General features: G+C 54.0%; 16 protein-coding genes. 4 read left to right on the top strand and 12 right to left on the bottom strand.

Annotation, left to right across the window (positions count from 1 at the left end; all coding sequences use genetic code 11):
- Window positions 1-7: 7 nt before the first annotated feature.
- The 6 genes from glnQ to ABDW13_RS03600 all read right to left on the bottom strand — a co-directional run bounded on the left by glnQ (window position 8) and on the right by ABDW13_RS03600 (window position 5,206).
- Window positions 8-730, bottom strand: a complete 723-nt coding sequence (glnQ, locus tag ABDW13_RS03625) for a glutamine ABC transporter ATP-binding protein GlnQ (protein ID WP_343551209.1) — start codon at window positions 728-730, stop codon at window positions 8-10.
- A 2-nt stretch (window positions 731-732) separates the two neighbouring features.
- Window positions 733-1,389, bottom strand: a complete 657-nt coding sequence (gene glnP / locus ABDW13_RS03620; RefSeq protein WP_343551046.1) for a glutamine ABC transporter permease GlnP — start codon at window positions 1,387-1,389, stop codon at window positions 733-735.
- Between the two features lie 51 nt (window positions 1,390-1,440).
- Window positions 1,441-2,193, bottom strand: coding sequence for a glutamine ABC transporter substrate-binding protein GlnH (gene glnH, locus ABDW13_RS03615; RefSeq protein ID WP_343551045.1), 753 nt, complete (start codon window positions 2,191-2,193; stop codon window positions 1,441-1,443).
- 131 nt (window positions 2,194-2,324) lie between these two features.
- The gene (locus tag ABDW13_RS03610) at window positions 2,325-2,879 is read right to left on the bottom strand and encodes a carboxymuconolactone decarboxylase family protein (protein WP_343551044.1); all 555 of its coding nucleotides are present in this window, start codon (window positions 2,877-2,879) and stop codon (window positions 2,325-2,327) included.
- Entirely contained in the window at window positions 2,876-4,216 is a 1,341-nt protein-coding gene (locus tag ABDW13_RS03605) for an aspartate aminotransferase family protein (RefSeq protein ID WP_343551043.1), read from the bottom strand. Before ABDW13_RS03605 ends, ABDW13_RS03610 begins: the two co-directional genes overlap by 4 nt.
- Window positions 4,217-4,342: 126 nt before the next feature.
- On the bottom strand, window positions 4,343-5,206 hold the full coding sequence (locus ABDW13_RS03600) for a MurR/RpiR family transcriptional regulator (protein ID WP_343551042.1): 864 nt from the start codon (window positions 5,204-5,206) through the stop codon (window positions 4,343-4,345).
- 137 nt (window positions 5,207-5,343) lie between these two features.
- Here ABDW13_RS03600 and ABDW13_RS03595 point away from each other — a divergent pair, with 137 nt between their 5' ends.
- Window positions 5,344-5,982: a LysE family transporter gene (locus tag ABDW13_RS03595; protein WP_343551041.1), complete on the top strand. Its 639-nt coding sequence runs from the start codon at window positions 5,344-5,346 to the stop codon at window positions 5,980-5,982.
- A 45-nt stretch (window positions 5,983-6,027) separates the two neighbouring features.
- On the opposite strand, the gene ABDW13_RS03590 is transcribed toward ABDW13_RS03595, so the two are convergent.
- Window positions 6,028-6,828: an inositol monophosphatase family protein gene (locus ABDW13_RS03590; RefSeq protein ID WP_343551040.1), complete on the bottom strand. Its 801-nt coding sequence runs from the start codon at window positions 6,826-6,828 to the stop codon at window positions 6,028-6,030.
- 71 nt (window positions 6,829-6,899) lie between these two features.
- A complete protein-coding gene (locus ABDW13_RS03585) occupies window positions 6,900-7,805 on the bottom strand; it encodes a LysR family transcriptional regulator (protein WP_343551039.1) in 906 nt (301 codons plus the stop codon).
- A 132-nt stretch (window positions 7,806-7,937) separates the two neighbouring features.
- Between ABDW13_RS03585 and ABDW13_RS03580 the strand changes: the two genes are divergently transcribed.
- The 3 genes from ABDW13_RS03580 to ABDW13_RS03570 all read left to right on the top strand — a co-directional run bounded on the left by ABDW13_RS03580 (window position 7,938) and on the right by ABDW13_RS03570 (window position 10,919).
- Entirely contained in the window at window positions 7,938-8,630 is a 693-nt protein-coding gene (locus ABDW13_RS03580) for an SDR family NAD(P)-dependent oxidoreductase (protein ID WP_343551038.1), read from the top strand.
- Between the two features lie 86 nt (window positions 8,631-8,716).
- Window positions 8,717-9,538, top strand: coding sequence for an MBL fold metallo-hydrolase (locus ABDW13_RS03575; RefSeq protein WP_343551037.1), 822 nt, complete (start codon window positions 8,717-8,719; stop codon window positions 9,536-9,538).
- A 4-nt stretch (window positions 9,539-9,542) separates the two neighbouring features.
- Window positions 9,543-10,919 carry an amidase gene (locus tag ABDW13_RS03570; RefSeq protein ID WP_343551036.1) on the top strand — a complete coding sequence of 459 codons (1,377 nt, stop codon included), beginning with the start codon at window positions 9,543-9,545 and terminating at the stop codon, window positions 10,917-10,919.
- Window positions 10,920-10,999: 80 nt separating this feature from the next.
- On the opposite strand, the gene ABDW13_RS03565 is transcribed toward ABDW13_RS03570, so the two are convergent.
- The 4 genes from ABDW13_RS03565 to ABDW13_RS03550 are packed head-to-tail and all read right to left on the bottom strand — an operon-like array spanning window position 11,000 to window position 14,586.
- Complete coding sequence (locus ABDW13_RS03565) at window positions 11,000-11,407, bottom strand: DUF2000 family protein (protein WP_343551035.1); 408 nt, start codon at window positions 11,405-11,407, stop codon at window positions 11,000-11,002.
- A gap of 34 nt (window positions 11,408-11,441) precedes the next feature.
- Window positions 11,442-12,299, bottom strand: coding sequence for an AraC family transcriptional regulator (locus ABDW13_RS03560; RefSeq protein ID WP_343551034.1), 858 nt, complete (start codon window positions 12,297-12,299; stop codon window positions 11,442-11,444).
- 34 nt (window positions 12,300-12,333) lie between these two features.
- Window positions 12,334-13,632, bottom strand: a complete 1,299-nt coding sequence (locus ABDW13_RS03555) for an SLC13 family permease (protein WP_343551033.1) — start codon at window positions 13,630-13,632, stop codon at window positions 12,334-12,336.
- Between the two features lie 54 nt (window positions 13,633-13,686).
- Window positions 13,687-14,586, bottom strand: a complete 900-nt coding sequence (locus tag ABDW13_RS03550; RefSeq protein ID WP_343551032.1) for a LysR substrate-binding domain-containing protein — start codon at window positions 14,584-14,586, stop codon at window positions 13,687-13,689.
- Window positions 14,587-14,606: the final 20 nt, after the last annotated feature.

Below are 14,606 nucleotides of genomic sequence, written 5' to 3'. Positions count from 1 at the left end.
TTTCTGATCAGGATACGTGTTGCAAAAATTCTTTCAGTCGCGGATTGCTGCTGGCGGTGAGCAGCTTATCAGGTGCGCCATCTTCGGCAATGGTTCCACCGTCAATAAAGATCAAACGTGAAGCGACATCACGCGCAAAGCCGATTTCATGGGTGACGATCACCATCGTCATGCCCTCTTCTGCTAGCGAGCGCATCACCTTTAGCACTTCATGACGCAATTCAGGATCGAGCGCCGAAGTTGGCTCATCAAACAGCATCATTTTGGGTTTGACCGCCAGTGCGCGCGCGATAGCAACGCGCTGCTGCTGACCACCAGAAAGTTCAGACGGATAATGGTTGGCGCGCTCGCGTAAACCAACCCGCTCCAGCAGCAGCATGGCTTGCTCACGCGCCGCCGCCTTGCTGAGCTTACGCACGCGAATCGGGCCAAACATCACATTCTCCAGCGCGGTTAAGTGCGGGAATAGATGAAATTGCTGGAACACCATGCCCGCTTCGCGGCGGATATCGCACTCATTTGCGTGCGGATCGGTGATGTGCATGCCAGCCACCTGCAGCGTCCCGGAGGAAATCTCTTCCAGTTTGTTGATACAGCGCAGCAAGGTTGATTTGCCCGAACCCGATGGCCCAATGATCACCACCACTTCACCGGCTTCAATCTTCAAATTGATATCGTGCAGCACCTGCGTACTACCGAAACTTTTTGCCACGCCGCTAAATTCAACCATGCTCATAAAATATGCATCCTTTTTTCCAACTGTTTGAGCAGGAAGCTAAGACATAAGGTGACTAACAGATAAATCATCGCTACCGCACTCCACACTTCTAACGCACGGAAATTACCGGCAATGATCTCCTGTCCTTGACGGGTTAATTCCGCAACGCCAATCACAATAAACAGTGAGGTATCTTTAATGCTAATTATCCATTGATTACCCAACGCTGGAATCATGCGGCGTAATGCCAACGGCATAATCACATATAACAAGGTACTACGCTGCGATAACCCCATTGCCAGGCTGGCTTCTTTAAAGCCCTTATTAATTGATAAGATCGCACCGCGTGTTATCTCGGCGATATAAGCACCGGAGTTGATAATAATGGTTACAATTGCGGCGGTAACCGGATCAATACGAATCGGCATCACCATCGGCAAGGCAAAGTAAATAAACATCACTTGCACCATAATCGGCGTGCCGCGAATCACCTCAACAAATACCAGTGATAATGTTTTACTAATGCGTCCACCCAAAGCGCGACAGGTGCCAGCAAACAGGCCAATAATAAAGCCACCTAACAAGCCTGAGAGCGAAATAATCAGCGTTAACTGCAATCCTTGCAATAACAGCGGCAGAGATTCCCAAATATATTTGGTTTCGAAATTCATAATACGATCCGTTGTGGCGAAATAAGGCCGGATATCTCCGGCCATAACCGATTATTTAGGTTGTTTGTCGAACCACTTAACGTAGATGCGATTGTAAGTGCCATCGGCGCGCAACGCTTGCAATGCCGCGTTGACTTTCGGCGTCCAGTTGCTGTTTTTCTGCATCGCAAAACCGTACTGCTGCGGCAGAATGCTGTCGGTTTCGCCGGTCGATTTCACCTTTCCTCCGCCAGCCGTTTTGACGTAATACAACACATTTGGCGAGTCATGCACCACCGCATCGAGATTGCCTGCTTGCAGATCCAGATAAGCGTTATCAATATTCGGGAACTCGACGTAATTGGCTTTATATTGGCTTTTCATAAAGCTGGCAGCAGCGGTGCCTTGTTTTAATCCAACCCGCTTACCGGCTAAATCGCTAAATTTTCTGATGCCATTGTCGCTGCTTTTTACCGCCATCAATAAGTCGGCGTCGTAATAACCGTCACTGAAATCCACCACTTGCTTACGCGCATCGGTAATGGTAATTCCCGCCATTGCCACATCCAGATTACGTGATTGCAGGCCAGGAATTAAGCCGCCAAAATCCATCGGGCGTAATTCATAGCTGACATGCATTTTCTGGGCGATGGCATCCCATAAATCAATATCAAAGCCGACATATTTATCGCCCTGCTTAAATTCAAACGGCACGAACGCAGTATCAACCCCAACCACAATTTTATCCTGTGCCGTAGCGATAAAACTCGCTGAACAGGCCACTAACGCCAGCGTCACTTTTAATTTGGTAAAAAATGTAGACATAATAATCCTCAGTGTCAGTGAAACAGTATGCAAAGAAGATCGCGCAGCAGAATAAGATCGGCCAGCGATAGCAATATTAAAGTGGTATTGCTGTACGAATAGAAATAACGCTCTATTCGCACATCGGGCAGTTACTCAGGAATAATATAATCCTGGGTGTCGGGTACCGGCGTCTGTGCACCGTTCATGATCATAGAGAGAAAACTGTAATAACCGTTAATGCCAATCAGATCGACCACGCCTTTTTCGCCCCACAGGGCAATGGCTTGTTGCCAGATCTCATCGCTGACTTTTTTCTGTTGATGTAATTGCTGGCAAAAATGATAAACCACCCATTCATCGTCCAGCAGATCGTCCGGCAAGCAGTTTTCATTAATCGCCTGCACCGCCGCCGCGGAAATACCTTTATCACGCGCGATGGGTGCATGAATCGCCCACTCCACCGGCTGCGACCAATGCCGCGCCGTCATCAAAATCGCCAGTTCAGATAAGCGCTGGCCAATTGAACTGCGATAACGCAGATATTCGCCCATGCGTTGTGCATGCGCCATTAATTCTGGGCTGCGCAACAAGGGTTCAAACGGCGGCAGCAATGCGCCGCGCGGGCCGTTAATGATCTCTTCGGCAAGCGGGCGCTGTTGGTCGTCCCAGGCCGATAGCGGCAACGGCGGTAAGCGATTGATCATACGCGCTCCGCCAGTTTGCTGGTCTCTTCGCTGATCACTTGATGCAGCGTATCAACGATAAAATCGAGTTGCTCTGTGGTGACAATAAAGGGTGGTGCGATCAGAATGTGGTCGCCATATTGGCCGTCAATTGTGCCGCCCATCGGATAAACCAGTAAACCGCGTGTCATACAGTTGGCTTTGATCGCTGCATGCAGTTTCAATGCAGGATCAAACGGCGTTTTGCTGGCTTTGTCCTGCACCAACTCAACGCCAGCAAACAATCCGCGTCCACGCGTATCACCCACGTGCGGCAGCTCGCCGAGCACCTCGCGCAGCCTCTTTTGCAGATAAGCGCCCTGCTGTTTTACTGCATCGAGTAGATTGTCGCGCTCAATCACCTGCTGTACCGCTAAGGCTGCTGCTGCTGCGGTGGCGTGACAAATGTAAGTATGACCGTGTTGGAACAAACCGCTCCCAGCTTGCAGCGCTGTGACAATTTTCTCACTGGCGAGCACCGCACCAATCGGTTGATAACCACCGCCCAAACCTTTGGCGATGGTGACCAGGTCCGGCACTACCTCATCTTGCTCAAACGCATACAAAGTGCCGGTACGTCCCATGCCGCACATCACTTCATCAGCGATATACAAGATGCCGTATTGATCGCAAATACGGCGCACGCCTTGCAGATATCCCGGCGTCGGCGGCGTTGCACCGGTAGTAGCACCGACCACCGTTTCGGCACAGAAACCGATAATGGTTTCCGGGCCTGCATCGATGATCGCCTGCTCAAGTTCATTCAATAGACGTTGGGTATATTGCTGTTGGCTCTCGTCGGCGCGCCGATCGCGATATTCATTACAGGCCGAGACGCGAATCACATCGATCAGCAATGGGGCAAATTGACGACGACGCCACTCATTACCGCCAACCGCCAGCGCACCCAAGGTGTTGCCGTGATAGCTCTGTTTGCGCGCAATGAATTTGGTGCGCGCAGGCTGACCGATTTCCACGAAATATTGACGCGCCAGTTTCAGCGCGGTTTCTACCGCTTCTGAGCCACCGGAAACAAAATAGGCATAATTGAGATCGCCAGGCGCGGTGCGGGCTAATTGCTCCGCCAGTTGTTCAACCGTGTCACTGGTGAAGAAACTGGTGTGGGCATACGCCAGTTGATCGATTTGGCGATGCATCGCCGCGAGCACATCAGGATGTGCATGACCTAAACACGAAACCGCCGCGCCACCGCAGGCATCCAGATATTGTTTACCCTGTGCATCGGTGATGTAAGCGCCTGCTGCGCCCACCGCCACAGCAGGCGTGCTGCGCAGGCTACGGTGAATGATGTGACTCATGAAAATACAGCTCCTGAAAATGCTCGCTCATCAATTAATGACGTCATAGTGCAGGATTCATTTGAATCACGTCAACGCAATAATGATTCAAATGCATTGTATTTTCTTATGATGGAAACAGATGAATCATTTCCAGCTTTTGCCCGGCACCACGTAAGCACCCGAATCAATCAAATAGCGTTCTGCATTTTCGATTTTATTGACTGCATCGCGCCCATGTCGCGCCACTAACATCGCCATTAAGCATTCGGCGATGCCCATGCCGGAAACCACTGAAGGGAAGAATGAGGGGCTGTCGGTGGAGAAAAGCAGCGTACAATCGGCGGCTTGCGCCAACGGCGAAACAGGTGAATCGGTGATGGTAATGATCTGCGCGCCCGCCTGTTTGGCGGCATGCAGCACATCCAGCGATTCGCGCGAATACGGCGCAAAACTGGTTAGCAGCACACAATCTTTGGCACTGAGTTCGCGGGTGAAAACTTCGATATTGCTGGCTAAACCATCAATCAAAGAGACCTGACGATTGAACAGGCGGTAAACGTAAAACAGCGACCAGGCGATGGGAAAGCTGGCGCGAAAGCCGCAGATATAGACGTTATCTGCGGCATCTAACAGCGTGACAGCCTGCTCCATAGCCGCTTGGTTCTCATTTTGCGTGAAAGCCAGATTGGTTTGATGCGCGGCAAATACTTCCTGATACAGCTCAGATTGCGGGCCTTTGGCGATCAGCTTCTCGGCTTTTGATCCATATGTATCACTGCGCAATCCGAGATCATCAATAAACGCATCTTTTAGTTCGTTCCAACCTTCAAAGCCGAGACGCTGGGCCAGCCGTAACAAGGTGGCCGGTTTCACCCCCGCTTCCGCAGCAAAGCCGCGCATCGATTGCACCACCAGCTGATTGCTGTTTTGCAGGGAAAACTCGGCGGCGCGTTGCAATTCAGGTGACAGCGCGTTGAACTGGTTAACAATATTTTCTCGAAGATTCATGGCGTTCGGTCAGCAGATTTCGTATCTGTGCATCTAAACATAATTGCGCGTGTGACTCTAGCGGGCAGCGAGTGCGAATCAATGCGCAACATGTTTTAATAACGCTCTCTAATCGGATCAGGGACGTTGGCGTTGCTATGTTGCAGTTTTCAAATGGTTTTCTGCTGAGTTTGTCGTTATGCCTCGATATCGGCCTTGCCAACATCGCCATGATTACGCTGGCGATGCAGCGCGGCTATTTTCATGGTTTCTGGCTGGGAATTGGCACCTGCATTGGTGATTTGATTTACGCCGTGCTGGCGCTGGCCGGTATGGCGATTGTGTTGCAATTCACCGCGGTGCGTTGGGCATTGTGGATTGGCGGCGGCATTTTGCTGCTGTGGTTTGCCGGCAAAATGCTGTATGCGGCGTTGAAGCAACAGGCCACTTTGCCGGACAGCGAACAGCAGCCGTATCGTTCGTTGCTACGCGAATTTAGTCGTGGCGTGATGTTAGCGATGTCATCGCCGACCGCCATTTTGTGGTTTGCCAGCGTCGGCGGCGCGTTAATTTCACGCATGGGACACGGCAGCACCGCGGCGACATCCTCGTTCCTTGGCGGATTCTTTATTGCTGGTGTGGTATGGACCTGCGTGCTGTGTCTCGTCGGCAGTATGGGCGGTAAATTGCTCGGCAAGCGTTTACTGAAATATTCTTATTTGGCGTCGGCGATTATTTTCGTCTATTTCGCGGTTTACGTGATTTGGTCGGGATATCGCGAGTTTATATTGCTCTGATTTCGAAAACGGTCACCATTTATGGTGACCGCAAGGCAAACGACATTATATTCCGGCAATACGTTTCAAATCGGCCTCCGCACCGGGCGCAACCGCTAACACCTTCGCCCCTTGCAGCAATCGCTCGCCTTCGGTATTGAACGGGTGATACCAACCGCCCGCTTCTTTCACCAGACAATAACCCGCCAGACAATCCCACGCATGCATGCAAGGTTCGTAATAACCGACCACGCGCCCCGCCGCGACCCACGCCAGCATCAATGCACCTGAACCAATGCGGATAAAGTTGCCACCGGATTCCAGCAGCGTCGCAAGAATTCTGCCGACTTCTGCCGGGCTAACATGGCTATTGGCACCGAAACCGGTGACATGGTTTTGCAGCGTGCGCGTTGCATCCACCTGCAAACGCTGTCCATTCAGTGTCGCGCCTTGCCCAATCGCCGCCACGTAACACTCTTGGTAGGTCGGCGCGAAGATCACGCCAATCACCGGCACGCCATCATGCAGCACGGCGACGGAAACACACCAGTTCGGCATGCCGTTGAGGAATGGGCTGGTGCCATCAATCGGATCAACCACCCATGTGTAACCCGATGTGCCATCTTGCAAACCATACTCTTCGCCGAGAAAACCATCGTCGGCAAATTGCGCGCGAATTTGCTGGTCGATCATCTGTTCCACTTCGCGGTCAGCGCGTGATACCACATCCTGCAAATCGTATTTGGTTTCCACCACTAAAGTGTCGCGCTGATGGAAATACTCCAGCGCTTTAGCGCCGCCTGCACGGGCGACTTTCTCCGCCAGAATCAGGCGCGATAACAGCGGGTCGTAATCTAATTCACTCATCATCCATCCTCAGCTCAACCGGCAATCAGGCAATATCGCCTTTATTCATGACAATTATCTGATTGTAGGCGCTATTTGCTGTTACAGACCTGCTTTACCACACTGCGCAGCCAACGATGCGCCGCGTCATTTTCCAAACGCGGATGCCACAATTGCGACACAGTCATTTCTGGTGTAGCGAATGGGAGTTCAATCATCGCTAGCGAGGCGCTGTTTTTGATCAGCGGATGATGGAGGAACAGCGAATGCGGTACTAAGGCAATGAAATCCGTATCCTGCACCAGCGCCACGGCGCTGGAGAATGCCGGAACCAGCGCCGCAATTTTGCGCGTGTAACCCGCCTGTTGCAGCGCGTCATGAATCGGGCCGCCCAATTCACCGCAACGCGAAGCCACAATCTGGCCAAAGGCCGCAAACTGCTGAATATCGCAATGTGCGGTTAAGGGATGTCCAGTACGCACTACGCCAACAAAACGGTCACGAAACAGCGCCTGCAAGCGGATCTCCGGCCCCATATTGCCCAGCACGCCAATTTCCACATCGATATTGCCTTCACGTAAATCGCGCGCGCTTTTCTCCGGCTTTGGCACAAAACATAACCATGATTTAGGCGCTTGCGCGGCCACGGCAGCGATCAGCGCGCTGCCAAAAGTTTCAACAAATCCTTCATTGGTGCGCAAGGTGAAGCAGCGTTCCAATTGTTGTAAATCCAGCGTTTGTGCTGCCGGACTTAATACTGCGCGCGCCTCCGTGACCGTGTGATGGGTGCGTTCACGTATCGCTTCGGCATACGGCGTTAACACCATGTGACGTCCCGCGCGCACCAATAACGCGTCGCCCGTGGTGGCGCGTAAACGTCCCAACGTGCGGCTCATCGCTGATTCGCTCAATCCCAGGCGACGCGCAGCACCGATTACGCTGCCTTCAATCAGCAACGCATCCAGCGCAATCAGTAAGTTCAGGTCGGCATCATTCATGGTGGTTATCCTTACTTATTCACCCAATTAGCACAAGGCGTTTGGTGCAGGTTATCAATGCAGGTACTGCGCGTTCCGCCTGCTCTCGCGCCACGCTACACTGTTCTCACCACTTAAAGAGAGGAAGTGAACATGACAACACCAATGCGCGTATTACTGATTGGCGCCTCACGTGGCCTGGGATTTGCCCTGGCGGAAACCATGCTGCAACGCGGTTTTCAGGTGGTAGCAACCGGACGTGAAAATTCGACCGACAATCTGCAACAGCTGGCACAGCGTTACCCGCAGCAACTCAGCGTGGAATGCGTGGATATCAATCAACCTGAACAGGTCAAAGCGCTGCATACACGATTGACCGATCGCCAGTTCGAAATGCTGTTCGTTAATGCGGGTGTGAAAAATGACGACGCTGAAACCATCGCCGATGTTTCAACCGAGGAATTTACCCGTGTGATGGTTACCAATGCGCTCAGCCCGCTGCGCGTGATTGAAACCTTCAAAGATCAGGTCACCGCCACCGGCACCATTGCGGTGATGTCTTCCGGGCAAGGCAGTTTGACCAATAACACCAATGGCAATTACGAGGTGTATCGCGGCAGCAAAGCGGCACTGAATATGTTCATGCGCAGTTTTGCGGCGCGTAATGCTGGTCAACGCACGTTATTGCTGATGGCGCCAGGCTGGGTACGCACCGATATGGGCGGGCCAGAGGCGCGATTAACCATCGAGGAGAGCATCCCGAATTTACTGAATACCATGCAAGCGCAGGCAGGCAAAGGCGGTATTCATTATCTGGATTATTTAGGACGTGTGGTGCCTTGGTGAATCAGGGCGCGTATTGATGGGCTAACAAAATCGTGATGCCGTCAGTATAGTGAGACCACATCACGATAACCCTTGAGGAATACAGCATGACGATTGGTGTTGGCGATTGGCAGATAACGAAAGTGTGTGAACAAATCGCGCCCTTCCCGATGGGCGTGCTTTTTACGCCACATCGCGCGGAGATGAGCGAAGAATTGGCGCAACAAACAGCCGAAATGTCGATTCATAGTTGGGTGCTGCGCAACGCGGAACACACCATCATCATTGATACCGCGACCGGAAATGGACGCAATCGTGCCAACAAGCCGCTGTTTCACCAGCTCAACACCGCCTATGCCGAAAACCTCGCTGCGGCAGGCGTCGATCCTGCCGCAGTGACACTGGTACTGATGACACACATTCATACCGATCACGTTGGCTGGAACACCACCCAACGTGACGGCCAATGGCAACCGATGTTTCCCAATGCGCGCTATGTCTGCTCGGCGCTGGAATTGGCGCGCTGCCAGAACGATCCTGCGGCGCAGGAACTCTACCTCGACAGTATTTTACCGTTGATTGAAGCCGGGCAGCTGGACACCATCAACGTACAGGATTCCCCGCTGTTTGCCGGTGCGCTGCGCTATATGTCCACGCCCGGTCATTGCAGCGATCATGCTTCTATTGTGCTGGAAAGTGGCGGCGAATCGGCCATTTTTGCCGGTGATGTGATACACAATGAGATCCAGTTTCAATACCCTGCGTGGAACTCGCTGTTTTGCGTTGATCAACCGCTTGCCATCCATTCCCGCCAACGCGTTGTAGACTGGTGTCAGCAACATCAGGCCATCTGGTTCAGCACACATTTTGCTGGCAGCTCATGCGGACACGTTTCCCATGACGGACAATGGATTCCGCTGGAGGTTTAACCCAATGCAGTACACCGATTATCTCGGCGCGTCGCTTGACGCATTACAGCAGGCATTACAACAAGGCGCGGTGAGCGCGCGTCAGCTAACCACTTTTGCCTTACAGCGCATTGCTGACGTGGATCAACCGCGTTACAACGCCATGACCTGGTTATTTGCCGATGAGGCGCTAGCGGCGGCGGACGCCAGCGATGCACGTCGCCAGCGCGGTGAGAGGATTGGTCCGCTGGAAGGCATTCCGCTGCTGATTAAAGACAATATTCAGGTCAAAGGTTGGCCGACCAGCGCCGGTTCAGTGCTGCTGCGTGAGGTGATTGCCGAGGAAGATGCGCCGCTGGTGACCAAGCTGCGTGATGCAGGCGCGATTCTGATTGGCAAAACCGCGATGCATGAACTGGCGGCGGGTATTACTGGCGCATCATCGTTAAGCGGCTTTACCCATAACGCGTGGCTGGAAGGGCGCTCTCCAGGCGGCTCGAGCAGCGGTTCCGCGGTGGCCGTCGCTGCCGGATATGTGCCGCTGGCGATCGGCAGCGATACTGCCGGTTCCGTGCGCATTCCGGCAGCATTTAATGGCTTGTTTGGTTTGCGTATGACGCGTGGCGCAATCAACATTAATGGCATTGTGCCGCTTTCGCCAACGCAGGATATTCCCGGCCCGCTGGCACGTTCAGCAGCTGACTTGCGCCTGGCAACCGAAGTGTTAAGCGGACAACGCTTTGAAGCGTATGACCAACCGCTGCGCATCGGCATTTGGCAAGAAGGATTTGCTGCCAATGAGGATGAAATCAATCAAGCGGTGCGCGCTGCGCTAAGTCAGTTTGCGCCGCGTGAGGTGAGTTTTCCTGAGCTGGCCTCGCTGGCGACGGAGGCCAACATTATCGGCTATGAATTCGCTGAAGCATTGGCGGCGTATCTGGCAGATAAACCGGCGGCGGAATGCCATACGCTGGCGGAAATTGTGGCGTCAAAGCGCTTTCATCCGCAGCTGGAGGCGATTTTTAGCGCTCGCGCCCAACATCCGGGCACAGATTCGGAAGCCTATCAAGCAGTGCTTGAGCGCCAGCGCGCGTTGCTTGAGCAATTAACCGCGTTCTTCAGTGCGCAGCAGATTGATTTGCTGGCTTATCCCGTGGTGCGCCACGCGCCAGTGAAGCACGGCGAGATGCAGGAAGGCAGCAACGCGTTGATTTCAGCGGTGACGGGGATGCCCGCGATCAGCATTCCAGCCGGGTTGAGCGATGAAGGTTTGCCAATTGGATTGGAACTGCTGGCGCTACGTGGGCGGGAGGATCTGTTGTTAGCGGCGGCGGATCGGTGCGATGTGGCCCTCACCCCAGCCCTCTCCCGCAAGCGGGAGAGGGGGCCGACCGAGCGATGATGTTAATCAATCACTCCACCTAATTATTCCCTCTCCCGCTTGCGGGAGAGGGTTAGGGTGAGGGACAGCGCGCACCCACCCTAACTATGCAACGCCAACCCCTTAATCGCCTTATCTACCGCTTTCTTCGGCCCGCGCAGCGCGATGCCGACCAGATTCAAATTATCGGCATCTTCGGCTTTAAACACTTCGCGGTTCGCCGCGTCGTGGCCCGTGGAAAACATCGCTTCCACGTAAGGAATCAAGGTTAGCTCGCGTTCCAATCCCTGACGATGCGCGCGCTGCAAGCCAGTCAAATCACCGGCGAACACCAGCATCGGTTGACCCGCCATATTGCCGTACTGCCGCTCTTTCGCATCCACGTATGGTTCACCCATCATCTCCGGCGCAGCAGAGGCAATGCCGGTGGCAAGAAACGCCACCACATTCAGGCGCTGCCAGGTGGCTAAATCATCGCGTACGATCAGGGCGATTTTGGTATCAAACATCTGTAACAACTCTCCGATGACAACGAAAACCTCATCATCTAAGAGCCGGTACCTGCGGGTATAGAACGTTTGTGCACTGACGTTGATAAGTGGCGGGCGTCATGCGATAGGCGCGCTGGAACCAGCGGCCCAGATGGCTTTGATCGGCAAATCCCACCTGCGCGGCTACGTTGACCGGCTCGATGCCTTGCGCCAATAACGCGCGCGCGCTGCGCAGGCGCAAACGCACTAAATAAGCATGCGGTGATTGGCCGAACGCCTGTTTGAACTGGCGAGTTAAGCGAAAACGGTCGATGCCGGAAAGGCGTGAGAGTTCATCCAACCCAATATCCTGCGCCATAAAATCATGCAGATAGTCACGCAGCAGCTGCATCTGGCGCATCGCTTCACTGTGCTGCACGCTGGGTTTGGTATCCAGATGGCGGGAGAGCATGGTTAACAGATGATCGAGGCTTTGATCGCGTGCCAACCGCCCTTCGCCTTGATGCACCGCAAACCAGGCTTGTTGGATAGCGCTGGCGAGCAGCGCGTCATCGGTGAGCGTGTGGCGGAACGCACCTTCAATATTCGACACATCGCCCAAACCGCGACGCTGCATCATCTCCGCCACCCACGTTTGTGGCAGATACAGCATCACATAGGTGAAGCCTTCAGCATCGGGCGCGTGGCCATCGTGCACCGCGCCCGGCTCAATCAAGATCGCCCGGCCCGGCGTGCTGGTGTGCAGCGAGCGATGACAGTTGAAGCGCTGAAGACCTTGCTGTGTGACGCCCACCAGCAATTCATCATGATCGTGCGGATCGTAAGCGTGACCGCGAAAATGCGCGTTGACGCTTTCAATTCCGGTATCTTCATCACGACGAAAATCAACCCAATCGTTATTGGCTGGCATAGGCGTTCTCAGGCAGACATATCAGGCAAGCATCTCAGACATAGCCTAGCAGTCGGAACCACAGATAATCCAGTGGCAACAACAGCAGCGCGCTAAAGACAAAAATCATTGCACACAACTGTAATCCCGCTTTGGCTGGCACGTTACCCAGCCCCATCGCTACCACCACCGGCGATGCCTGATACGGCAGCAGCGGCGTAGCGTAAGCCAATACCTGCAACATAATCACCGTCAGCAGCGGGAAGCCGGAAGCGCTTGCCAGTTCCTGCGCCATCGGCGTTACCATCGCCGGTACACCGTTGGCGGTGAGAACAAAATTCAGCAGCGATACCAGTGCATTGAGCACCGCGAAATTGCCAAATGAGGCTTCCGGCTGCAACGGCAACACGTTAAGCAGTGCGTTGGCGATGATGCGACCTAAACCAGACGCCACTACCAGCGTTGCCACGCCGAGAATTCCGCCAATGTAGATGCAGGTGCGGATGTTCACGCCGCTGGCAAAATCCTCGCCAGACAAGAAACCAACGCGCGGCAGCAGACAAATGCAGGCCGCCGCCAATCCTACCCAGGCGGCGGATAAACCGTGCAGGCTGTCGGTCATCCACAGCAGCAGCGTCACCGCCAATATGACCATCAAGCGCCATTCACTGGCACTTAACGGCGCTAACGTGTCGCGCTGTTGTACCGGCGTGGTTTGGGCGCGAAACAGCCATAACAAGCAGCCGACCAATATCAGCCCTTTGCCGATGCCCACTATTGGCATATGCAGCAACCACCACGGTAACCATTGCAGATGCAGTTGATAGGCGCTTTCCGCCGCACCGCTCAACACCAAATTGGGCACATTGGCCGGTAAAATGCTGGCCGAGAGTTGGAAGGTGCCGAATCCCACCGCCAGCGCCAAGCCAATGCTGCCGCGACTGCCGGCTTTGATCCCGGCTCTTTCGCCCATCGCAAGCACCACCGGCATCAGCAGCGCAATGCGTCCCATGTTTGACGGCATAAAAAAGGCCAGCAAATAGCTGATTAACACGGTTCCGGCGATCATTCGTGGCCAGCTTTGGCTAAATGGCACCACCAGATAGTTGGCCCAGCGTTTTGCCAGGCCGACTTTGCGGATCGCTGTGCCGAGCACAAATCCGCTTAGCACCAGCCAAAAAGCCGATGAGGCAAAACCGCTAAATACCGTGCTGGCGGGTGCGAGATGCAACAGCATCGCGGCGGCGAAGAACAATAATGCGGTGAGATATTCGGGCAGTTTGGCGCTGGCCCACAGCAGGATGGTGCAGCCCACCACCAACGCGGTGAGCCATATATTGAGGTCTGATGTCACAGATGAACTCCCTTTCCTGTTTTGGTCACCCTAAATGGCGACCTTACGACAATATTACATCGACAATTGGCTTAACCAATTCATCAGCGCTTCGCTGCCAGGCTGGCTCAATGAACGCTGCGGCCAGGCGAGAAAATAGGGTTTGCTGAGCGGCAAGCTGAGCGCATCAACCATCACTAAATCACCGCGTGCCAACTCATGCGCAATCAAACGGCGCTGGCCCAGCAGCAAACCGGCACCTGCCACCGCGGCGTCAATCGCCAGTGAGGTGAGATTAAAACTGAACGACGGCTGTGCAGGCGGCTCGACCACACCTTTGGCCTGAAACCAACTACGCCAATCCGGTAGAAAACGCCCTTCATTGCCCCAATCGAGATGGATGAGCGGCGCTTGTTGCAACACCGTTTGTCCGGCATAACGCTGCAATAACGCGGGGCTGGCTACCGGCAGCACCTCATCGCGAAACAGCAACTGCTTGTCCAATTGCGGATAGCGATCTTCACCGAAGCACACCACAAAATCTGCGGGTGCGGCATTAAAATCCACCTGCGCGTGCGTGCCGTGCAGCGATAAATCGATATCCGGGCAGCGCTCGCGCCACTGCGTAATGTTGGGCAACAGCCATTTGGAGGCCAACGCGGGCAGCGAATAAAGCGTTAGTTTGGGTGCCGCGGCGGCGTGACGCAGATTTTGCTGGCCAAGATGCAGAATGTCGAAAGCTTCGGTGACATAGCGCAGATACTCCTTGCCGATGTCGGTCAACATCACGCCGCTTTGCGTGCGCACAAACAGCGCGCTGCCGAGTTGTTCCTCCAACTGACGAATCTGCTGGCTCACCGCAGCGGGCGTTAACGCCAACTGCGCAGCGGCTTTTGCCAGGCTCCCCAACTCCGCCGCCACTTTAAATGACTGGATAACGCTGATTTTTGGCAAACGCGAGGAAGGCGCAGGCATTAAGGTTTCCTTAGCAAGGT

The organism is Pantoea sp. (assembly GCF_039594315.1).
Lineage (GTDB): Bacteria > Pseudomonadota > Gammaproteobacteria > Enterobacterales > Enterobacteriaceae > Pantoea.
The sequence above is the reverse complement of the archived record's forward strand: the minus strand, read 5'-3'. Positions and strand labels throughout refer to the sequence as shown.